This is a genomic window from Algihabitans albus (genome assembly GCF_003572205.1).
Classification (GTDB): domain Bacteria; phylum Pseudomonadota; class Alphaproteobacteria; order Kiloniellales; family DSM-21159; genus Algihabitans; species Algihabitans albus.
In genome coordinates this window covers 479,848-500,458 of the sequence record NZ_QXNY01000004.1, presented here as the reverse complement: position 1 = coordinate 500,458, position 20,611 = coordinate 479,848, and the positions used below count along the sequence as shown (strand labels likewise).

18 protein-coding genes are annotated in these 20,611 nt (G+C 65.3%); 13 read left to right on the top strand and 5 right to left on the bottom strand.

Annotated elements, in window-relative coordinates:
• The first annotated feature begins 185 nt into the window (after positions 1-185).
• From DBZ32_RS12440 to DBZ32_RS12420, 5 genes are all read left to right on the top strand, one after another.
• On the top strand, positions 186-1,244 hold the full coding sequence (locus tag DBZ32_RS12440) for a TAXI family TRAP transporter solute-binding subunit (protein ID WP_119167456.1): 1,059 nt from the start codon (positions 186-188) through the stop codon (positions 1,242-1,244).
• Positions 1,241-3,040 (top strand): sensor histidine kinase, encoded by a 1,800-nt coding sequence (locus tag DBZ32_RS12435; protein ID WP_119167455.1) that lies wholly within the window; start codon positions 1,241-1,243, stop codon positions 3,038-3,040. The genes DBZ32_RS12440 and DBZ32_RS12435 overlap by 4 nt, the downstream gene beginning before the upstream one ends.
• 128 nt (positions 3,041-3,168) lie before the next feature.
• Positions 3,169-4,128 (top strand): methionyl-tRNA formyltransferase, encoded by a 960-nt coding sequence (gene fmt / locus DBZ32_RS12430; RefSeq protein WP_208539207.1) that lies wholly within the window; start codon positions 3,169-3,171, stop codon positions 4,126-4,128.
• Positions 4,129-4,138: 10 nt separating this feature from the next.
• Complete coding sequence (gene truA, locus DBZ32_RS12425) at positions 4,139-4,891, top strand: tRNA pseudouridine(38-40) synthase TruA (RefSeq protein ID WP_119167454.1); 753 nt, start codon at positions 4,139-4,141, stop codon at positions 4,889-4,891.
• Between the two features lie 74 nt (positions 4,892-4,965).
• Positions 4,966-5,268, top strand: coding sequence for a YciI family protein (locus tag DBZ32_RS12420; protein ID WP_119167453.1), 303 nt, complete (start codon positions 4,966-4,968; stop codon positions 5,266-5,268).
• A 12-nt stretch (positions 5,269-5,280) separates the two neighbouring features.
• On the opposite strand, the gene DBZ32_RS12415 is transcribed toward DBZ32_RS12420, so the two are convergent.
• The 4 genes from DBZ32_RS12415 to DBZ32_RS12400 all read right to left on the bottom strand — a co-directional run bounded on the left by DBZ32_RS12415 (position 5,281) and on the right by DBZ32_RS12400 (position 9,070).
• Positions 5,281-5,853, bottom strand: a complete 573-nt coding sequence (locus DBZ32_RS12415) for a hypothetical protein (RefSeq protein ID WP_119167452.1) — start codon at positions 5,851-5,853, stop codon at positions 5,281-5,283.
• Positions 5,850-7,106: a succinyl-diaminopimelate desuccinylase gene (gene dapE, locus DBZ32_RS12410; protein ID WP_119167451.1), complete on the bottom strand. Its 1,257-nt coding sequence runs from the start codon at positions 7,104-7,106 to the stop codon at positions 5,850-5,852. Before dapE ends, DBZ32_RS12415 begins: the two co-directional genes overlap by 4 nt.
• A gap of 97 nt (positions 7,107-7,203) precedes the next feature.
• Complete coding sequence (gene dapD / locus DBZ32_RS12405) at positions 7,204-8,070, bottom strand: 2,3,4,5-tetrahydropyridine-2,6-dicarboxylate N-succinyltransferase (RefSeq protein WP_119167450.1); 867 nt, start codon at positions 8,068-8,070, stop codon at positions 7,204-7,206.
• Positions 8,071-8,188: 118 nt separating this feature from the next.
• On the bottom strand, positions 8,189-9,070 hold the full coding sequence (locus DBZ32_RS12400; RefSeq protein WP_235830172.1) for a pyrimidine 5'-nucleotidase: 882 nt from the start codon (positions 9,068-9,070) through the stop codon (positions 8,189-8,191).
• A 218-nt stretch (positions 9,071-9,288) separates the two neighbouring features.
• Here DBZ32_RS12400 and leuC point away from each other — a divergent pair, with 218 nt between their 5' ends.
• From leuC to DBZ32_RS12385, 3 genes are all read left to right on the top strand, one after another.
• On the top strand, positions 9,289-10,725 hold the full coding sequence (gene leuC / locus DBZ32_RS12395) for a 3-isopropylmalate dehydratase large subunit (RefSeq protein ID WP_119167449.1): 1,437 nt from the start codon (positions 9,289-9,291) through the stop codon (positions 10,723-10,725).
• Positions 10,726-10,793: 68 nt separating this feature from the next.
• Positions 10,794-12,542 carry a L,D-transpeptidase family protein gene (locus tag DBZ32_RS12390; RefSeq protein ID WP_119167448.1) on the top strand — a complete coding sequence of 583 codons (1,749 nt, stop codon included), beginning with the start codon at positions 10,794-10,796 and terminating at the stop codon, positions 12,540-12,542.
• Between the two features lie 239 nt (positions 12,543-12,781).
• The gene (locus tag DBZ32_RS12385) at positions 12,782-13,381 is read left to right on the top strand and encodes a DUF882 domain-containing protein (RefSeq protein ID WP_119167447.1); all 600 of its coding nucleotides are present in this window, start codon (positions 12,782-12,784) and stop codon (positions 13,379-13,381) included.
• A 20-nt stretch (positions 13,382-13,401) separates the two neighbouring features.
• Here the strand turns inward: DBZ32_RS12385 and DBZ32_RS12380 are convergent, their stop codons facing one another.
• Entirely contained in the window at positions 13,402-14,388 is a 987-nt protein-coding gene (locus DBZ32_RS12380) for a DUF5996 family protein (RefSeq protein ID WP_208539206.1), read from the bottom strand.
• A gap of 237 nt (positions 14,389-14,625) precedes the next feature.
• Between DBZ32_RS12380 and DBZ32_RS12375 the strand changes: the two genes are divergently transcribed.
• The 5 genes from DBZ32_RS12375 to DBZ32_RS12355 all read left to right on the top strand — a co-directional run bounded on the left by DBZ32_RS12375 (position 14,626) and on the right by DBZ32_RS12355 (position 20,609).
• Positions 14,626-16,401, top strand: coding sequence for a cation:proton antiporter domain-containing protein (locus DBZ32_RS12375; protein WP_208539205.1), 1,776 nt, complete (start codon positions 14,626-14,628; stop codon positions 16,399-16,401).
• A gap of 105 nt (positions 16,402-16,506) precedes the next feature.
• Entirely contained in the window at positions 16,507-17,904 is a 1,398-nt protein-coding gene (gene miaB, locus DBZ32_RS12370) for a tRNA (N6-isopentenyl adenosine(37)-C2)-methylthiotransferase MiaB (RefSeq protein ID WP_119167446.1), read from the top strand.
• A gap of 15 nt (positions 17,905-17,919) precedes the next feature.
• Complete coding sequence (locus DBZ32_RS12365; protein WP_208539204.1) at positions 17,920-18,948, top strand: PhoH family protein; 1,029 nt, start codon at positions 17,920-17,922, stop codon at positions 18,946-18,948.
• 66 nt (positions 18,949-19,014) lie between these two features.
• Positions 19,015-19,539: an rRNA maturation RNase YbeY gene (ybeY, locus tag DBZ32_RS12360; protein WP_119167445.1), complete on the top strand. Its 525-nt coding sequence runs from the start codon at positions 19,015-19,017 to the stop codon at positions 19,537-19,539.
• Positions 19,536-20,609, top strand: a complete 1,074-nt coding sequence (locus DBZ32_RS12355; RefSeq protein WP_119167444.1) for a hemolysin family protein — start codon at positions 19,536-19,538, stop codon at positions 20,607-20,609. The genes ybeY and DBZ32_RS12355 overlap by 4 nt, the downstream gene beginning before the upstream one ends.
• Positions 20,610-20,611 lie beyond the last annotated feature (2 nt).

Genomic DNA, 20,611 nt, shown 5'->3' with positions numbered 1-20,611 from the left:
GGAAAGCATTTGCACCGAATTTGCGCCGATTTACGAGGTCTTAAGGGTCTAGAGGATTTAGTTTGTGTTGCGCTGGAAATCGATCAACGACCAAAGTCCTGGAGAACACGGGACGGCAACATGTGTAAGCCAGTCTTCGCCTATTGGTAGATGACAACCCCCGTCGCACGTGAGGAGCGGGAGCGGTGAACAGGGTTGACGGAACGGCAGGACGGCTTGAGCTCACCCTGTCGAGAAGAGCGGCGGTCAGGTTGGCCGTGGGCTCCACGGTCGGGTTGATCCTTGCGGCAGCTGCAGCACCGGCCGATGCCGCCGACCGCACCACTACTTTCTTTCGCCTCGGAACCGGCGGCACGGCGGGCACGTACTATCCGATCGGCAGATTGATCGCGGCACAACTCACCGACCATCTCGGCGCGGCCTGCATCGACGATTGCCCGGATCCGCGGATGCTCGCCGTAGCCCAGGCTTCGAACGGCTCGGTCTCCAATGTCAAAGAGCTTGTGGCACGGAGACTGGAAGCGGGGCTCGTTCAGGCCGACATCGCCCACTGGGGGTATCGGGGCGAAGGTATCTTTTCCGGCAGGTCCCCGATGCGCGAGCTGCGGGCGATCGGCCGCCTCTATTCGGAAACGCTGCATATCGTGGCCCGGGCCGATGCCGGCATCCGACGCTTCGACGATCTGCGTGGTCAACGGGTGTCGCTGGACGAAGAAGGCTCCGGCACGCTGATCGCGGCGCGGCTGGTGCTCGAAGCGCATGGCCTGGGAGAGGCCAGAATCGAGCCGATTTACATCAAGCCGGATCTCGCCATTCAGCGGATGCGCGCCGGTCAACTCGAAGCGTTCTTCACCGTCGCAGGCGCGCCGGTCCGCTCGATTACGGCACTCGCGTCGGAGCTGCCGATCACGCTGGTACCGATCGATGCCGAACGGCAAAGGGCAATCGCCGCACGCGTGCCTTTCTTCGCACCCGCGCTGATTCCCGCAGCGCTCTATCCGGACAGCGCGGCAACGGCGAGCCTCGAAGTCGGGGCGCTTCTGCTGACCCGTGCCGACCTGGACGAGGACTTGATCTATCGGGTGACCTCCGTCCTCTGGAACGAGGATACACACGAAGTGCTGGCGAAAGGTCATGCACGGGGCCGGACGATCCGGCTGAACTCGGCCCTGGACGGACTGCCGTTGCCACTTCACCCCGGAGCGGAGCGCTTCTACCGGGGGACGGGCCTGCTGCCCCCATGACGCGTCTGCTCGCCCGCTTGCCGCTGACAGCATACCTCACAGTCGCGCTGATTCTTGGCAGCACAGGCGGCCTGATCACCTACGTGCAGGAGGGCGTGACTCGCGTTCAGCATGGCCTTCCGGTGGAGGTCGTGAGCCAGCAACGTGATGTCGCGGTCTTGGTGCACGACCTCTCCGCACTGGTGCGTTCGCTCGAGGGGACTCGCCGACAGCTGGCTGAAAACCGGGATCTCGACGAAGCTCGCTACCAGCTGCTCCGCGCGCGGATCATCGTCGATCAGGTGCGCCACAGCTACAACCTCGACAATCTGGTCGGTGCCTCGGCACTGCATGCCGTGCTGCACCCGGCACTGATCGACCTGAACAGGTGGCTGAACGATGGCGTCCATGGCGCCGAGGCCGAAAGCGACCTCGTGCTCGATTTGGCTTTGCTGCGGGCCGACAATGCTCTGTCCCAGGTCAGCGCCCTCTTCGAACAGTCGAACATAGCCGCCCTCAACCTGCTCCGGGATCAGGAGGCTGCGCTCGACCGCTTCCAGGCCGGCTTCCTCGCCGTCGCAGTGGCGCTCGCAGCTTTGGCGTTGGGTCTCGCCGTTTTCGTGATTCGTCAGCGGGTCAGCGAACTGGCCGCCAGCAAAGCACAACAGCGTTTGATGCTGGCGATGGCGACCATGCCCGTCGGGGTCGCGCTCTTCGATTCCGACTGCTGCCTCGTCGCCTGCAATTCTCGTTATCGCGATCTTTGGGGCTTCACCGAGGAAGAGGCCAAGCCCGGCGCGGCACTGACCACGCTGGCCAAGACCTACGCCCGCATAGAGGAGATGACACCGGAGGAAGCGACCGCCTTCATGAAGCGCCGTTTGCAGCTCTACAGTCTCGAACAGGATACAGTCCGCCGAGAAGTCCGGAAAAACGGACGGGTGATCGAAATCCATCATCGCTGCATGTCCGACGGCAGTGCCGTGGCGACCTACGAGGACGTCACGGAACGTACGGCATCGGAGCGCGCGCTGCGCGCCGCCAAGGAAGAGGCCGAGTTCGCGAACCGCGCCAAGTCCGAGTTCCTCGCCAACATGAGTCACGAACTCCGTACTCCACTCAACGCCATCATCGGCTTCTCGGAGGTCATGAGCCATGAGGCCTTCGGGCCGCTGCAGGGTCGCTACCTGAGTTACGTCCGGGACATTCAGGCCAGCGGCCGGCATCTCCTGAGCCTGATCAGCGATATCCTGGATCTCTCCAAGGTCGAAGCCGGACAGCATGAGCTGCAGGAGGAGCGGATCGAGTTCGAAAAGTTGATCTCCGATACTCTACGGCTGGTCTCCGAACGTGGAGAATTCAATCGTGCCAGGGTGAAGATCGAGGGCTCGGAAAAGGCTCCAGCGCTTTGGGTGGATCACCGGGCTCTCGTGCAGATTCTGCTTAATCTCCTGTCCAACGCGCTCAAATTCAGCGACGCGGCCACCGACGTCACGGTTCGCGCCGATCTCGACTCGGCAGGCCGGCCGCAGATCAGCGTGGTCGACCGCGGTATCGGAATCAGTCCCGAAGAGATCGACAAGGTGATGCAGCCTTTCACCCAGCTCGAAAGCGCTCATGCACGCCGCTACCAGGGAACGGGTCTCGGCCTGACCATCGCGAGCAATCTGGCGGAGCTGCACGGCGGCAGTCTTGCAATCGAAAGCACATCCGGCAAGGGCACGGCCATCACCTTGACCTTGCCTGCCGAACGCGCGCTTCCGCGGGTGGCGGCACCCTGCGCGCCGACTGCTACGGAGGTTTCGGGGTTGGCTTAGGGCAGGATCGCTTTCCCATAGGATTAGAGCAGGATCTGGCTGAGAGCAGAGTCGTGTGATTTCCGTCGGCGTGTCTAAACTCCGGCCTCGTCTGCCCCAGGGCGCGCGACCGTGCTACACCCCCCGATATGAACGAGACCGATAGAGAATCCTCGCGCCTGCGCCTCGTTTTCATGGGGACGCCGGACTTTGCCGTGCCGGCCCTGCTGGCCCTCGGCGAAGCCGGACACGAGATTGCCTGTGTCTACGCGCAGCCGCCACGGCCGGCTGGGCGCGGCCAAAGGCTGCAACCGAGTCCCGTACAGGCGGTGGCCGAAGCCCGGGGCTGGCCGGTACGGACACCCAGCAGCCTGCGCAGTCCGCAGGCCCAGGCAGATTTCGCGGCGCTCGACGCCGATGCGGCCGTCGTGGCCGCCTACGGGCTGATTCTGCCGCAAGCGGTGCTGGACAGCCCGCGCCTCGGCTGCCTCAACATTCACGCGTCCCTTCTGCCGCGCTGGCGTGGCGCCGCACCGATCCAGCGCGCGATCCTCGCGGGCGACCGCGAGACCGGTATCTGCGTCATGCAGATGGAGGCGGGGCTGGACACCGGCCCGGTCTTGCTGGAGCGGAGCCTCGTCATCGGCGACCGGGAAACGGCTCAGGGCCTGCACGACCGCTTGGCTTCTCTGGGAGCCGGCCTGATCGTCGAGGCGCTCGCAGGCTGGGGCGCCGGCCGGCTCGAACCGCAGCTCCAGGCCAGTGACGGCGTAACCTATGCCGCCAAGCTGGAGAAAGCCGAGGCCCGGCTGGACTGGCGCCGGACGGCCGTCGAACTGGAACGGCAGGTTCGCGCCTTCACCCCCTGGCCGGGCGCCTTCTTCGAAACCGCCAACGGCACGCGCATCAAAGTGCTGGCCGCGGAGTTGGTCGCGGAGGGTCGCGGCCATCCGGGCGAAGTGATCGACGATGCCTTGACCGTCGCCTGCGCGACGGGTGCGCTCCGTCCGGTCAGCTTGCAGCGCCCGGGTAAGGCGCCCGCCGAAACGGCGGCCTTTCTGCGCGGTTTCCCGCTGCCGGCCGGTTCCCGTCTTCCGCCACCCGGATAGAGGTCGGCGCGTGACCCGCTACAAGTTGATCCTGGAATACGACGGCAGTCCGTTCGTCGGTTGGCAGCGCCAAGACAACGGCCCAAGCGTTCAGGCCGCCTTGGAGGAAGCCGTCTTCGGCTTCTGCGGGGAACGCACCACGGTACAGGGTGCCGGACGCACCGACACAGGCGTGCACGCAACCGGGCAAGTCGCTCACGTCGACATCGAAAAGTCCGTGGAGAGCGCCACGGTGGCAAAAGCGCTAAACGCCCACCTGAAGCCCGCCCCCATCGCGGTGCTGGCGGCAGAGCCCGTCGGCGAAGACTTCCACGCACGCTTCTCCGCGACCGGACGGCGCTACCTCTACCGCATTCTCTGCCGACCGGCGCCGCCTGCCGTGTTGCGCGGACAGGTCTGGTGGGTGCCGCAGCGGCTCGATCCAAACGCCTTGCAGGCCGGCGCCGACCGCCTCCTCGGCCACCACGACTTCAGCTCCTTCCGTGCCAGCGAGTGTCAGGCGGCCAGCCCCGAAAAGACCTTGGACGAGCTGCGTATCGAGGCGCGAGACTGCGGACCGGGCGGACTTGAGATCAAGGTCCACGCCGCCGCCCGCTCTTTTCTGCACCATCAGGTGCGCAACATGGTCGGCACCCTACGATTGGTCGGTCAGGGAAAATGGAGTCCCGAGCGGGTGACGCAAGCTTTGGAGGCCAGGGACCGCCGTGCGGCCGGCCCCACCGCACCGGCCGCCGGCCTCTATCTGACGGACGTAACCTACTGACGGCGTGTCGAACCTGCCGAATCCGCGGCACTCTAGTAGAGAGAGAGAGAGAGAGAGAGAGAGAGAGAGATCCAATGCTCTACGCAATTCTGTTCGAAGACGATCCGAATCGCGCCGACGAGCGCGCCAAGCACATGGCCGCGCACCTAGGTTTTCTGGAGGCAAATGCAGCAGTGATACAGGCCGCCGGCCCTCTCAAGGACGCGAAAGACGGAGCAGCGGCCGGCGGTCTATGGTTGGTTGAAGCGGAAAGCGCCGAAGCGGCCGAGGCCCTGGTCGAAAAAGATCCCTTCTGGCCGACCGGCCTCCGCAAATCGGTACGCGTTCTGGCTTGGACCCAAGTCTTCGCAAGCGGCCGCAGACAGGTGCCGGCCTGAGCCTAAGGCCCGCTAACCCACGATCATCGAGTGGCCGACACCGGCAACCAGAAGGTCGAGGACCCAGGCCATCAGGACGATACCGACCGCAGGAAAGGAGTCGACCTGCAGGGCAACGCGGGTGAGGTACCACTGGTAGACGAAGATCGCGATCTGCACCAGCAGCAGAATCCCGCCCAACGCGGCCACCTCGGCGGCACCGGCGAGAGCAGCGACCGGAACGGCGAAGGCGGCCTGAATCACCACGGCCCAGTTCCAGACGACGATGTGCCGGAAGTAGTGCTGGCTGCGCCCCAGTGCCTCGGCGACGAAGGTCATCGCCACGGGGAAGGCCAGCCAGGAAATCCCGTAGGTCAGGCCTTCGATCGCAAAGAGGAACGGCAGGCCGCCCGCCACGCGCTCGTCGCTCAGCAGCATCCATTCGTGCAGCAACCAGAAGGGCAGCACCAGCGCGGCGGCGAAGAACGACTTCACGAAGCCCTCCGGGCCCTCTTCAAGCAGACTTACAGCGCTCCGGTCGCCGCGCAGCAACCGCCAGACGGCGTAGAGGGACTTTAAGGTTTCGGCCTGACTCGGCAGGATCACGCGGTCCCGCTCCCATCAGCGTCGTGCTGTGCCAGCGCACCCTGCGAGACGGGTGCGAAGAAATCCTGCAGCACCAGACGGTACACCTCCGTCAGAGTCACGAGATCGCTCACCGCCACCCGCTCGTCGACCTGGTGCATGGTCTTGCCGACCAGACCGAACTCGGCCACGGGGCAAACATCCTTGATGAAACGCGCGTCGGACGTGCCGCCGGTGGTCGAGAGCTGCGGGCGTTGGCCCGTCGCGGCCTCGACCGCGGTCTGCAGCAGATCGGAGAGCGGTCCCGGCGGCGTCAGGAAGGACTCACCCGAGACCCGAACCTTGAGCTCATAGGCCGCCCGCGCTCCGTCGGGTTTCGCACCGGCGGACATAACCGCGTCGAAGGTCTCGCGCAGCCAAGCCTCCAGCGAGGCGCCGCTATGCAGGTCGTTGAAACGAATATTGAAGGCGGCCGTTGCCTTGGCCGGGATCACGTTTGTCGCCGGATTGCCGACATCGACCGTCGAGACCTGCAGGGTCGAGGGCTGAAAGTGGTCGCTGCCCGCATCGAGCGGTTCAGATGTCACGGCCTGCAGCAGGCGGACGAGATGATGCACCGGATTGTCGGCCAGGTGGGGATAGGCCGTATGGCCCTGAATGCCCTGGACCGTCAGTTGCGCCGTGAGGCTGCCGCGACGACCGATCTTGACCATGTCGCCCAACGCCTCGGGATTGGTCGGCTCGCCGACCAGACAGGCGTCCAGGCGTTCGCCCCGCTCGGCCAGCCAGGCCAGCATCTTGCGCGTGCCGTTGATCGAGGGACCTTCTTCGTCACCGGTGATCAGCAGCGAGATCGAACCGTCCGGACGGCCCCGCTCCGCAAGGTAGTCCGCAATGGCGGCCACCATGCAGGCGATGGCGCCCTTCATGTCGGATGCGCCGCGTCCGATCAATTCCGTGCCCCGGATCTCGGCCGCGAAGGGGTCGGACGACCAATCGGCCTTGCTCCCCACCGGCACCACGTCGGTATGGCCGGCAAAACAGAAGTTGGGTTGCGCCGTGCCGAGCCGGGCATAGAGATTATCCACGTCCGGAGTCCCGGGCTCGGAGAAGAGCAGGCGATGGCAAACGAAGCCCAAGGCCTCCAACTCGCCTTGCAGCAGATCCAGCGCCCCGCCTTCGTCCGGCGTGACGCTCGGACAGCGGATCAGCCGCTGGGCAAGGCCGAGCGGATCGAGCGTGCGAGCTTTGTCGAGGAGAAGGCTGTCGGTCATGATGACTGGTTATATCGCGCTGCGGAACGGCTTGTCTCCCCACGGCGAGATAGGCGCGCCGCCTTGCCGCGACCAGTGCGGCGCTTGCGGGGTCGCTTCAATCGCGCAGCAGCTCGTTGATCGAGACCTTGGAGCGGGTCTTCTCGTCGACTCGCTTGATGATCACCGCACAGTAGAGACTCGGCCCCGGAGATCCATCGGGCAGCGGCTTGCCCGGCAGGCTGCCCGGCACAACCACCGAGTAGGCCGGCACCTCGCCGCGGAAGACTTCGCCGGTCTCGCGGTCGACGATCTTGGTGGAGGCGCCGATGTAGACGCCCATGGAGAGCACCGCGCCCTCGCGCACGATCACGCCCTCGACCACCTCGGAACGGGCCCCGATGAAACAGTTGTCTTCGATGACCACCGGATTGGCCTGCAGCGGCTCGAGAACGCCGCCGATACCGGCGCCGCCCGAGAGATGCACGTTCTTGCCGATTTGCGCGCAGGAGCCGACCGTCGCCCAGGTATCCACCATGGTGCCTTCGTCGACGTAGGCGCCGAGATTGACGAAGGAGGGCATCAGCACCACACCCGGCGCGATGTAGGCACTGCGCCGCACGGTGCAGTTGGGCACGGCCCGGAAACCGGCCTTGCGGAAGCGTTCCTCGGTCCAATCGGAAAACTTGGAGGGCACCTTGTCGAACCAGGCCGCCTGCCCGTGTTCCGGATCCCAGGGACCACCGCTTATAACGGCCATGTCGTTGAGGCGGAAGGATAGCAGGACGGCCTTTTTGAGCCACTGATTGACAAACCAGTCGCCGTTGCCGCCACCGGATTTCTCCGCAACGCGGTAGCGTCCTTCGTCCAGTCCAGCCAGGGACAGCTCCACGGCATCGCGCACGATGCCCTTGGTCGACAGACCGATCTCGGCCCTCTGCTCCCATGCCTCTTCGATCGCCGCCTGCAGGTCAGCCGTCTGCATTCCGTCTCCGCCCCTTCTCTCTCTAAATATGCCGCCCAAAAGAGCGGCGGAGAGTGCGTCGGGGACGACCGGGAATCAAGTGCGCAGAGACTTTGCTTGTCGCGGACGGTCCGAAGTCTCAGGCGCGGTCCGCGCCCACCACCCCTTCCAGCCAGTCGGCGAGGTCTTCGCAACGGTGATGGATGTAGTCGGCCCCTTCGTGGGGATCGACGTTCCAGTCGGCGCCGTGCTGGACGTAGAGGGTGGCCATGCCCAGCGCATGGGCAGGCACCAGATTGCGCGCCGAATCCTCGGCAAAGAAGGCGCGGGTCGGGTCGATGCCATAGCGCACCAGCAACTCGCGATAGGGCGCCGGATCGGGCTTCGGCACGAAGTCGGAGGCGACGATGTCGAAAATCGCCTCGAAGTGGCGGGTCACGCCCAGACGCTGCAGGACGGCCTCGGCATGGGGCACGGAGCCGTTGGTGAAGACCAGTTTGCGGCCAGGCAGGCGGTTCAACGCCGCGTCCAGGCGCGGATTGGGCTGGACCGGCGTATGGTCGATATCGTGCACCACCGACAGATAGTCGTGCGGGTCGATATCGTGGTGGGTCATCAGACCGCGCAGGGTCGTGCCGTGTTCTCGGAAATACTGCTTTTGCAATGCCCGCGCCTCGGCCGGCTCCAGGCTCAGCAGATCGGCGACGTAGCGGCCCATGGCCCGGTCGATCTGCTCGAACAGGCGGCAGGAAGCCGGATAGAGCGTGTTATCCAGGTCGAACAGCCAGACGTCGATCCTGTCCGGGTCGAGCGATGAGCCGACCGGCAAGCGCGCAGGCGATGCTGCCTTCGGTACACCGGACTCAGACGGAGCCTGATCGGTGTCGGATCCGCCCGTCGCCCTCAGCGCGGTCAGCAGGCTCATCATGCTGTCCGGCACATCGGCTTGGACGATCTTGCCGCTCTCGTCGGCAGCCTGACCGCTGCCATCGCTCGAACTCTCTCGAGTCGGTTTTGACACGCCCGCGCTCCTCCCGGGTTCATCGATAGCGCGACATAGGGTTCCGCCGCCGCGGGTCCGATCCTAAATCGTCTTTCCGCAGGCGGCCAGCGCGGTCCCTTGGTTCTGCATGGCTGCGACCGTCAGAGTGCGATTGGACTCGACCCGCCGTAACGCTATCTTCGCTACCCGCAGTTCCTTAGAGCGCAACGACAAGACGATAAAAACAGGACGAACCGATGCCCAGCGACACGACCAGCCGGCAACAGACCCGGCCCCGCACACTGTTCGACAAGATCTGGGACGCCCATGTGGTGGATCGCCAGGACGACGGAACCTGCGTGATCTACATCGACCGCCACCTGGTGCACGAGGTCACGAGCCCGCAGGCCTTCGAGGGTCTGCGCCTGGCCGGCCGACCGGTGCGCCGTCCGGACGCGACCCTCGCCGTGGCCGATCACAACGTGCCGACCTCTGACCGTTCGCTGGGCATCGACGACGAACAGAGCCGCATTCAGGTCGACACGCTGGAGCGGAACGCCGCCGCCTTCGGCATCGAGTACTTCGACATGTCCGACCTGCGCCAGGGCATCGTCCACATCATCGGCCCGGAGCAAGGCCTGACCCAGCCGGGCATGACCATCGTCTGCGGCGACAGCCACACTTCGACTCATGGCGCCTTCGGCGCGCTGGCCTTCGGCATCGGCACCAGCGAAGTCGAGCATGTCCTGGCTACTCAGACGCTGTTGCAGCGGCCGGCGAAGAACATGCGCATCACGGTGGACGGTGACCTGCCGACCGGCCTTACCGCAAAGGATCTGATCCTGGCCCTGATCGGGAAGATCGGCACGGCGGGCGGCACCGGCCATGTGGTGGAATACGCCGGGCCGGCCATTCGCGCGCTCTCGATGGAGGGTCGCATGACGGTCTGCAACATGTCGATCGAGGCCGGCGCGCGCGCCGGACTGATCGCACCGGATCAAACCACCTTCGACTACCTGATGGGCCGCCCGCGCGCACCCAAGGCCGGCGCTTGGGAGCAGGCCTTGGCCTACTGGCGCACGTTACCGTCCGACCCCGACGCGACCTACGACACGGAGGTGTCGCTCTCGGTCGCCGATATCGAGCCGCAGGTGACCTGGGGCACCAGTCCGGAAGACGTGTTACCGATTTCCGGTGCCGTGCCGGGACTGGAGGGTGCGGCTTCGCCGGACCGTCAGGCGGCGCTGGAGCGCAAGCTGAGCTATATGGGCCTGAAGGCAGGTCAGCCATTGCAGGACGTGACCGTCGACAAGGTCTTCATCGGTTCCTGCACCAACGGTCGCATCGAGGACTTGCGTGCCGTCGCCGAGATCGCCAAGGGCCGCAAGGTGGCTGAGAGCGTCTACGCCATGGTGGTGCCGGGCTCCGGCCTGGTGAAGGAGCAGGCCGAGGCCGAGGGCCTCGACCGCATCCTGGTCGACGCCGGCTTCGACTGGCGCGAACCGGGCTGTTCCATGTGCCTGGCGATGAACGCCGACAAGCTGGCGCCAGGCGAGCGCTGCGCCTCCACCTCCAACCGGAACTTCGAGGGCCGACAGGGGCCTGGCGGACGCACCCACCTGATGAGCCCGGGCATGGCCGCCGCCGCCGCCCTCACCGGCCGTCTTGCCGACGTGCGGGACTTCACCGCCTAGTCTCTGGGCGACAGGTCGGAGGTTTGCCTGTTCCGTACGGGGCCCATGTCGGGCCTGAAGGAGTGCGCATGTCCAGTCGGTCGCTCATCTCCTTCCTTCTCGGTTTCGCCTCGCTGCTGGCGGCCGGCTTGGCACTCGCCGGCCCTGCCGCGAAATCGGCTGCGCAGGCGACCGCCCAAACAACACCTGCGGCCGCCGTGCCATCGGATCAGGCCTTGCGATCCGACGCCTTTGCGATCGAGATCACGCACCTTCTCGAGACGCAACTCGCAGCCGGAGCCACGGAGCAGCGCGTTCAAGATCTGGCGGCCTTACAGGGGCTCTATCGCGACTCCGGCTGGCGACCGCTTTGGAGCGATGCTACGGGCGCCGATCCGCGCGCCAAGGCGATGGTCGCCGCGCTGGCGGCCGCCGACAGCCACGGCCTCGATCCGGAAGACTACGGCAGCTCGGCCATTGCCGCCCTTATGGGAGCGACACGCCCGGACTTGCGGGCGGAGTTCGAGGTCCGCCTAGGCTTGGGCGCCATGGCCTACGCAAGCGACCTCGCGCAGGGCCGGACAATTCCCGGCGAGGTCTTCGCCGAGAATCATCTGGCGCCTCATCCAATCCAACGCTTGGCGATCCTGAAGCACCTGCGGGCGCAGCCGGCCGCGCGCACGGCAGGACATCTGGCGGGGCTCGCACCCGCCGACCCGGCCTACGACCGATTGCGCCACGCTCTGGCGGCGCTGCGCGCCGGGGCCGCAGCCGGCGTGAACTGGCCGAGAGTGGACGGCGGGAAGACGCTCGACACCCAGACGGACATCGCGGGCGAGGGTTCCCGTGTCGCCCAACTGCGAGCCCGTTTGCGGGCAAGCGGCGACCTCTCAGCCGAACTCGACGCAGCGTCGGAAGATCCTTCACGTGCCGGCGTCTTCGATTCAGCGCTGGCAGCCGCGGTAAGCCGCTTCCAGGGACGGCATGGCCTGGAGGTGGATGGCCGCGTGGGACCGAACACGCTACGCGCGCTCAACGTGCCTTTGGCCGCGCGCGTTCGCCAAGCTGAGATCAATCTGGAGCGTTGGCGCTGGATGCCCGACGACCTGGGCGACGATCATCTGCTGGTGAACCTCGCGGACTTCTCGGTCGAAGGCACCTTCGATGGCAAGCCGCTCTATTGGACGCGCGCCGTGGTGGGCGCGCCCTATCACCGCACGCCGGTCTTCAGCGACAGCATCGAATACCTGGAGATCAATCCTTACTGGAACGTTCCGCACTCCATCGCCATCAAGGAACTGCTGCCAAAGATCAAAGAAGACCCGGACTACCTAGCCGCCCGGCACTACGAGATCCTGGCTTCCTGGTCCGAGACAGCCACACCGCTCGACCCTGCGCAGATCGACTGGCTGCAGGTGACGGCGGGGAGCTTTCCCTACCGGGTGCGTCAGAAGCCGGGGCCGCAAAACGCCCTTGGGCGCATCAAGTTCATGTTCCCCAACCGCTTCAACGTCTACCTACACGACACACCGGCGCGTAGCCTGTTCGAACGGGCGAGCCGCGCCTTCAGCCATGGCTGCGTTCGGTTGGACAAGCCCCTCGAGCTCGCCGACCTTCTGCTGCGAGACGTACCCGACTGGACGCCAGAGCGTATTCGTCAGACCGTCGCCAGCGGGCGACGCACGATCGTTTCGCTACCGGAACACCTGCCGATTCACATCACCTACCTGACCGCCTGGGCGGACGCGGACGGCACACTGCAGTTCCGTGACGACATCTACGGCCGGGACGCGGCTCTTCTGGACACCCTCTTCGGGCCACGCGCCGGCGCCGACTGACCCGCGTTCGACCTGCCCTGGCGCCACGATCTCCAGGCACCGCAAGGCCCCCTAATGACCAATCTCAGCCTAGAGCCGCGAATTCCCTCGCGCTGTCCGAAAATTGCTTCCCGACAGCGGTGCTTTGGTTATTCCCCCGTTAACCATCTATTTGTTATGGCTTTAACGATTGACGGTGACCGCTACCACCGGTCGGACAATCAAACGGGGACAGCCGGGAAACGAGGAGCCTGCCCAAGATGACGGAGACGTCTCCGCCCTTTTCAGACTGCTGTGCGGCGCCCGACGAAGGCCTGTCCCGCCGCGATGTGATTGCCGGTTTGACTGGTACCGCGGCCCTCACGCTGCTCGGCGGCACGACGTTCGCGGCCTCCAGCGCCTTCGCCGGCGAGCCGCGAGCGCTCGCCTTTCGCAATCTTCACACTGACGAGACGCTCGAGACAATCTATTGGGCCGACGGAGGGTACCGGCACGAAGCCCTTCAGCAGATCAACCACATTCTGCGCGACTGGCGCACCGGCGATCTGCAGGAGATGGACCCGGCTCTGCTCGACTTGCTGTACAGCCTGAAGGCAAAGACGGATTCGCGCGGTCCGTTTCACGTGATCTCCGCCTACCGTTCGCCCAAGACCAACGCCGCCCTGGCATCCAAATCCGGCGGCGTGGCGCGGAAATCCTTCCACATGCGCGGCATGGCGATCGACATCGCCCTGCCGGACCACGACCTGACCGCTCTGCGCGATGCAGCCTGGGCGATGCAGCGGGGCGGCGTCGGCTACTACGCCAAGTCCGGTTTCATCCACGTCGATACAGGCCGCGTGCGCCGCTGGAACTTCTAGAGCGCTCCCGCTTCGCGATTCTAGCCTTGATACGGCCCGGGACTGAGCGGCCGCGGCCGCAAGGGCTGGCCGCTGGGGCAGTCCATCGCCGCCCGTTGCCAGCCGCCGAGGTTCGCGGCAGCGTCGTAGGTGCTCTGCAGGAAGGACAGTAGAGCCGCCCGGGGATCGGCAGCCTGACGCACGGCATCGTAAGGCAGGATGAATTCACCGGCTGCTGTGTCGAAATAGGCCTCCGCCGGCTGTACCGGCGCCGCCCCGAACCCTTCAGGAGTCGGATAGGCATAGGAATAGAAGGCAGGTGCATCGATCGGGCCGCCGCCCGGCCAGAATCCAGCCGAAGAGACCTCGTGGCTGTAGGCCTCTCGCGTCACTTCGTCGGGCAAGGCGGGAATGCCGCCGGGATGCATGGGCGCCGGCCGACCGGAGAAACGCGTCACCGCCAGGTCGAAACTGCCCCAGAAGAGATGGACGGGGCTGACCTTGCCGAGAAAGCCTGTACGGAACTGCTGGAAAACGCCCTCGACAGAGACGAGCGCAGCATGGAACCGCCGCACGGCTTCGCCATCCCAAGGCCGCTCTTTCCGGTCCTGCCGGAAGGGTAGAGGATCGGGTAGCTCATTCGGGCGACCGTGGAACTCCGGCGTTGCCCCGACCGTCTCCAGGGCTGTCAAGAAACGGGCGTGGAAGTCCGCGACGCTCATCGGCTCCAGCGCGAAACCATCCCGATGGCCTCCGGTCGCCTCGGCGATGAGCCGTTGTTCGAAGAAGTCGAACTTAACCTCCACACCGAGATCGCCGTCCGGCACCAGCGCCGTGGTGAGGCCGCGGGGCGTCACATAGAGTGTGGCGTGCCAGGAGTGATTGACCCAGGGCGTGCGGGCCAGCCGGTACTTTCCAACGATCTGCGTGAAGAGATGCAGGGCCGCGGAGGTCTCGCGCCAAGCCTCGAAGGGAATCTCCGGCCAAGCCGCTGTCGGGATGCGATTTTTCGTCTGCATTTCGGACATTAGGCTCATCTCCTGGGGCTTGGCGACACATCCTGCAGCTTAAAGTCGGGTCCGTAAGCTGGCAGAGGCGGGCCGGACTTTCCAATGACAAAGAGTGCAGCAGGGTGACGCCGTGACACATCGATCAACCTCCGTTCAGGAGGGCTCGGCAAACACGGGGGTGTTCCCGCCTGCGCTGCCCACTAGAGTGCGCCTCAGAAGCGATTCCCCCGAATCTAAACTCTCGGAGCGACAGGAATGCCCGCTTTCGATCCCAGTCCGATGGAACTGTTGTTTTGGAACGCTTTGGCCTTGATCGCGGCAGCCTGCTTTTTCGCCCCGGTCTTCCGGCGGCTCGGGCTGGGCACGATCCTGGGCTACCTCGCGGCAGGCTTGGCGGTGCAGCTTGCCTTTTCGGGCAGCTTCTCCGAACACCCGGAAGAACTGCTGCATTTCGCCGAGTTCGGAGTCGTTCTTTTTCTCTTCGTGATTGGGCTGGAGCTGCGACCGACGACCCTCTGGGCCATGCGCAGTGACATCTTTGGGCTGGGAACGGCGCAGATGCTGGTCTGCGGCGGCCTCCTGGCAATTCCGGCCCTCCTCCTGGGACTGCCGGTGGCGGCAGCGGCCATCATCGGTCTCGGCCTGGCGCTCTCCTCCACCGCCCTGGTCATGCAGACACTGGACGAGCGGCGCCAGCGGGCCAGCCTCTACGGACGCAAATCCTTCTCGATCCTGCTGTTCCAGGATCTGGCGATCGTGCCGCTGCTCCTGCTGGTGGCCTTTCTCGCGCCGACCGGCGAAAGCTTGGATCTCGGCCAGAGTCTGGTCCAGTTGGCCATCGCACTGGCGGCGATCGCCATCCTCGTCATCGTCGGAAAGTATCTGCTCGACCCTCTCTTCCACCTGCTCGCCCGCAGCGGCATGCAGGAGATCATGACGGCCAGCGCATTGGGTGTGGTGATCGGCGCGGCCCTGTTGATGGACGTCGCGGGCATGTCCTACGCCATGGGCGCCTTCATCGCCGGCGTGATGCTGGCCGAATCGGCCTATCGTCACGAGGTCGAGGCAAACATCGAGCCGTTTCGCGGCCTGTTCCTCGGATTGTTCTTCATGGCCGTCGGACTGTCGCTCGACCTCGGGGCCGTAACCGCGAACTGGGCGTTGATCCTGGCCGCCGTACCCGTGGCGATGACTTTGAAGGGACTTGCGCTCTACGGAGTGGCACGGCTGTTCAAGATCGACCGCAACGCCTCGATCCAGGTCGCCCTGGCCCTGCCGCAACACGGCGAGTTCGGTTTCGTGCTTTTCGCCGCGGCCGCGACGGCAGGCCTGCTGGGTGATGAGCTTTCTTCGACGCTGATCGCGATCGTGACCCTCTCCATGGCGGTTTCACCGCTTGTGGCGCGTCTGGAGCCCTTGTTTCTGACACAGAGCGCCCCGCGGAACCTCGAAGAGAGTTTCGACGATGCCAAGGGGCGCACGCTGGTGATCGGCTTCGGGCGCTTCGGACAGGTGGTGTCGCAACCGCTGTTCGCCGACGGGGTGGAGGTCACGATCCTCGACAATGACGCGGACCGCGTGTTGGACGCGAAACGCTTCGGCTTTCGGGTGCATTTCGGCGACGGTCGGCGGCGCGACGTGCTGCGCGCCGCCAGCGCGGCCGAGGCCGATTTGATCGTGGTCTGCGTCGACGATCCGGAGTCCGCGGACCGGATCGTCGCCCTGGTCAAAGCGGAATTCGCACAAGCGAAGCTCTATGTGCGCTCCTACGACCGGCGGCACTCTATCCGGCTCAGCCAGGCGGACGTGGACTATTCCGTGCGCGAAACGTTCGAATCGGCCCTGCGATTGGCGGAAAAGGTACTGCTGGCGCTCGGGACTTCGGAGGAAAAGGTGACGCATACGATCGCCGACATCCGCGAGCGCGATCTCGACCGTTTGCGCCAGCAGGCCGAGGGCGGTCTGCAGTCCGGCCTCGACCGTCTGCACGTCGCGCCAGTCAGGCCCGAACCCCTGAACACGACGGAGTGAGGACCGGGCCGCGTTTGGCGCGCCAACTCCCGCGCGACCTCCCTTTATGCAGCCATCTGGCGATGTTACCTTCCGCGCGATCTCGATTGCGGACAGTCGGACCCCGTGCCCAAGAAACTCTATATCAAGACCTATGGCTGCCAGATGAACGTCTACGACTCCGTGCGTATGGCGGACGCTCTGGCGCCGCTCGGCTATGCCAAGACGGCGTCACCCGAGGAGGCGGATTTCGTCATCCTCAATACCTGCCATATCCGCGAAAAGGCGAGCGAGAAGGTCTATTCCGAACTCGGCCGGCTGCGCCCCCTGAAGGCGGCGGCGGCGGCCGAGGGACGACAGGTCCTTCTGGGCGTCGCCGGCTGCGTCGCCCAGGCCGAGGGCGAGGAAATGCTGCGCCGGGCACCGGTCGTGGATCTCGTGTTCGGGCCACAGACCTATCATCGTCTGCCGGAGATGGTGACCCGACTGCTGGCCGGCGAAGGAGGTGGCCTCGTCGACACCGACTTCCCGCTGGAGTCCAAGTTCGATCATCTGCCCGAGGAAGGCGCGAGCCAAGGCGCAGCCGCTTTCCTGTCGGTGCAGGAAGGCTGCGACAAGTTTTGTAGCTTCTGCGTGGTTCCCTATACGCGTGGCGCCGAGTTCTCGCGGCCGGTCGCAGAGGTCGTTGCGGAGGCGAAACGGCTGGTCGCGAGCGGCGCCCTGGAAATCACGCTGCTCGGCCAGAACGTCAACGCCTACCATGGCGACGGCCCCGACGGCGCCACTTGGGGCCTCGGCCGCCTGCTGCGGCGCCTGGCCGAAATCGAAGGGCTGGCGCGCCTGCGCTACACCACCAGCCACCCGCGCGACATGGACGCCGAGCTGATCGCAACCCACCGCGACGAGCCGAAGATCATGCCCTATCTGCATTTGCCGGTGCAGTCGGGGTCGGACCGCATCCTCTCGGCGATGAACCGCAAACACAGCGCCGACGACTACCGACGCATCGTCGGCGAACTGCGCAACGCACGCCCGGACCTGGCCCTGTCCAGCGATTTCATCGTCGGCTTCCCAGGCGAGCGGGACCTTGATTTCGCGGCCACCCTGCGATTGGTGACCGACGTCGGCTATGCTCAGGCCTATTCCTTCAAGTACTCGCCGCGGCCCGGGACCCCGGCCTCCAGCATCGAGGAGCAGGTGCCGGAGGCCATCAAGACCGAGCGCTTGAGCGCCTTGCAACAGCTGATCGACGCCCAGCAACTGGCGTTCAATCACGCGAAGATCGGGGAACGCCTGGAGGTGCTGCTGGAAAAGCCGGGCAAGCGGGCCGGTCAACTCATCGGCCGCAGCCCCTGGATGCAGTCCGTGGTGGTCGAAGCGCCCGAGCGGCTCATCGGTCACATTATCGAGGTGGACATCGAGGCCGCACATGGGAACTCTTTGGCGGGACGCGTAGTCACGCTAGACTGTGCATCGGAATCGCATATTGCCCGCACGGTCTTTGCCCAGACCGGGGCCGCCTGAAGGACCCGCCCGCGTTTGAACGACGCTTCCCCGATCAAGCTTCACTTCGACGATAATACCCTGCTGCCGCTGCTGTTCGGCCAGCACGACCAGAATCTGGTTCGCTTGGAAGAGCTGATCGGCGTCCAGCTGCATTCCTTCGGAAACGAAGTCACTGTCGTGGGTTCGCCCGAAGCCCAAGCCGCGGCAACCCAGGCGCTAGAGGCCTTGGAACAGCGTCTGCGGAAGGGCTTGAGCGTCGGCGCAGCGGAGATCGACGCCGCCGCCCGCATGGCACTTGAGTCGGGACCGAATGGCGAGGTACCGGCGGAGAACGGCGAGACGGACGGGCCAGCGGCCCTGCACGCCGGCGACCTGACGGTCACAACCTACAAGAAACACATCACGCCGCGCTCCGGCCGACAGGCCGCTTACTTGCGTGCCCTCATGTCCAAGGATCTGGCCTTCGGACTGGGTCCGGCCGGAACCGGCAAGACCTACCTGGCCGTCGCGATGGCGGTTGCGCTGCTCAAGCAGGGCGAGATCGACCGCATCATCCTGTCCCGCCCGGCCGTGGAGGCGGGCGAACGCCTCGGTTTCCTGCCCGGAACGATGGAGGAGAAGGTCAATCCCTACCTCCGCCCACTCTATGACGCGCTGCATGACATGATGCCGGGCGACGCCGTGACCAAGCGGATCACGGGCGGCGAGATCGAAATCGCGCCGCTGGCCTTCATGCGCGGGCGGACCCTGTCCAATTCCTTCGTCATTCTCGATGAGGCACAGAACACCACGGCAACGCAGATGAAGATGTTCCTGACCCGACTGGGCGAGAATTCACGCATGGCCGTCACCGGCGATCTCAGCCAGGTCGATCTGCCGCGCAATGAGCGGTCCGGCCTGCTGGAGGCCGTGGCGATCCTCAAGAACGTGCCGGGAATCGGCTTCACGCAGTTCACCGATGCCGATGTGGTGCGACATCCGCTTGTGACGCGTATCGTTCGCGCCTATGACCAAGCGCTTGAAGAAGGGCCGCGAGAAGCCGATCTCTTTGAAGGGAAATAGTTTAGGGACCCCGAAGCCGCCGAGAGCCGTCGAAAGTCTAGACCGCTGCGGACCGGCGCACTCGCCATGACCGACGACGACGAACCCGATCCGAGTCACCGATCTCTTGAGATCGACGTGCTCTGCAACAGTCCGGCCTGGAACCTCGTCCTGCCCGAACCTGTGGCTTGTGTCGAGGCAGCCGCACGCGCTGCGTTGGCGACAAGCGATGGAAAAGACCCGGTCAGTCTAGCCGTCGCCTTGAGCGATGACGCCGAGGTCCGGCGTCTGAACGCCGCCTATCGCGGCAAGAACCGACCGACCAACGTGCTCTCCTTCCCCGATGGCACCGCCGACCCTGCCGGCTCAATTGCACTCGGCGATGTGGTTCTGGCTTATGAAACGGTCGCGCGCGAGGCCGTCGAACAGAAAAAGAGCCTGACCGACCACCTGAGTCACCTGACGGTGCACGGCGTACTGCATCTGCTCGGCTGGGACCACGAAACGGGGCCGGAAGCCGAAGCGATGGAAGCTTTGGAACGGCGGATTCTAGCCGGCCTGGGCGTCCGTGATCCCTACCGAATCGAACCGCTGAAGGAAGCGGCCGGATGAGCGATACACCGCAGGCAGGCAACGGACGCGGCTGGTTGAAGCGGTTGTTCAAGGGTCGCAACGGCGACCAACTGCGCGACACCATCGAAGAAATCATCGGTGGCATCGACGAGGGCGAAGACGACAGCGCCCAGCCGATCGGCAGCAACGAGCGCATGATGCTCGCCAACATCCTGAAGCTGCGCCACCTGACGGCCTACGATGTGATGGTGCCGCGCGCTGACATCGTCTCGGTCGAGGCCAACACCGAACTCGACAGCTTGATCGAGACCTTCAATCAGGCGGGCCACTCCCGCCTCCCGGTCTATCGGGAGAACCTGGACGACCCGATCGGCTTCGTCCACATCAAGGACGTGCTCGGCTATGCCAAGGGCGACCGGCGCTTTCGCCTTCCCAACATCGTGCGGCCGCTGCAGGTCGTGGCGCCCTCAATGCTGGTCCTCGATCTGTTGCTGGAGATGCGGTTGCGACGCGCGCACATGGCGGCGGTGGTCGACGAGTATGGCGGCATCGACGGGCTGATCACCATCGAAGACCTGGTCGAGCAGATCGTCGGCGAGATTGAGGACGAACACGACGTTCTGGAGGGGCCGAAGCTGGTGCGGCGGGCCGACGGGTCGCTTCTCGCCGATGCGCGGATGCCGATCGAGGACTTCGAGCAGGAAGTTTGCCCGCTCCTCTCCGGCGAAGAACGCGAAGAAGACATCGATACCCTGGGCGGGCTGGTGGTCTCGCTGGCCGGACGGGTGCCGGCACGCGGCGAATTGATCGAGCATGCCCACTCCCAGGTCATCTTCGAGATCGTGCAGGCCGATCCGCGCCGGGTGAAGCGCCTACGCCTGCGCAACCTTCCGCCCGGCAGCGGCGGCACCGCCGGCACAGGTCCCAGCCCGATGAAGAAACACGGCAAGCCACCTTCCAATGCGCCGGACGAAGAGTCTTCGACGAGAGCAGCCGCGGCCTCTCGCACGGACACGGCGGGCATACCGGGCGCTTCGGATCGCGATCCCGCTGTCCGGGACGCCACCGCTACCGGCCGGTCCGTCAGCGCCCCCTCCGCCGAGACCTGAGC

What these genes read in the sequence shown, in the direction of transcription:
- dapE (WP_119167451.1), bottom strand. Translation starts at nt 7,106, where the DNA reads ATGACCGACAGCCTTCTCCTCGACAAAGCTCGCACGCTCGATCCGCTC.
- DBZ32_RS12420 (WP_119167453.1), top strand. Translation starts at nt 4,966, where the DNA reads ATGCTCTACGCAATTCTGTTCGAAGACGATCCGAATCGCGCCGACGAG.
- DBZ32_RS12355 (WP_119167444.1), top strand. Translation starts at nt 19,536, where the DNA reads ATGAGCGATACACCGCAGGCAGGCAACGGACGCGGCTGGTTGAAGCGG.
- DBZ32_RS12435 (WP_119167455.1), top strand. Translation starts at nt 1,241, where the DNA reads ATGACGCGTCTGCTCGCCCGCTTGCCGCTGACAGCATACCTCACAGTC.
- dapD (WP_119167450.1), bottom strand. Translation starts at nt 8,070, where the DNA reads ATGCAGACGGCTGACCTGCAGGCGGCGATCGAAGAGGCATGGGAGCAG.
- leuC (WP_119167449.1), top strand. Translation starts at nt 9,289, where the DNA reads ATGCCCAGCGACACGACCAGCCGGCAACAGACCCGGCCCCGCACACTG.
- fmt (WP_208539207.1), top strand. Translation starts at nt 3,169, where the DNA reads ATGAACGAGACCGATAGAGAATCCTCGCGCCTGCGCCTCGTTTTCATG.
- DBZ32_RS12380 (WP_208539206.1), bottom strand. Translation starts at nt 14,388, where the DNA reads ATGTCCGAAATGCAGACGAAAAATCGCATCCCGACAGCGGCTTGGCCG.
- DBZ32_RS12390 (WP_119167448.1), top strand. Translation starts at nt 10,794, where the DNA reads ATGTCCAGTCGGTCGCTCATCTCCTTCCTTCTCGGTTTCGCCTCGCTG.
- DBZ32_RS12385 (WP_119167447.1), top strand. Translation starts at nt 12,782, where the DNA reads ATGACGGAGACGTCTCCGCCCTTTTCAGACTGCTGTGCGGCGCCCGAC.
- DBZ32_RS12375 (WP_208539205.1), top strand. Translation starts at nt 14,626, where the DNA reads ATGCCCGCTTTCGATCCCAGTCCGATGGAACTGTTGTTTTGGAACGCT.
- ybeY (WP_119167445.1), top strand. Translation starts at nt 19,015, where the DNA reads ATGACCGACGACGACGAACCCGATCCGAGTCACCGATCTCTTGAGATC.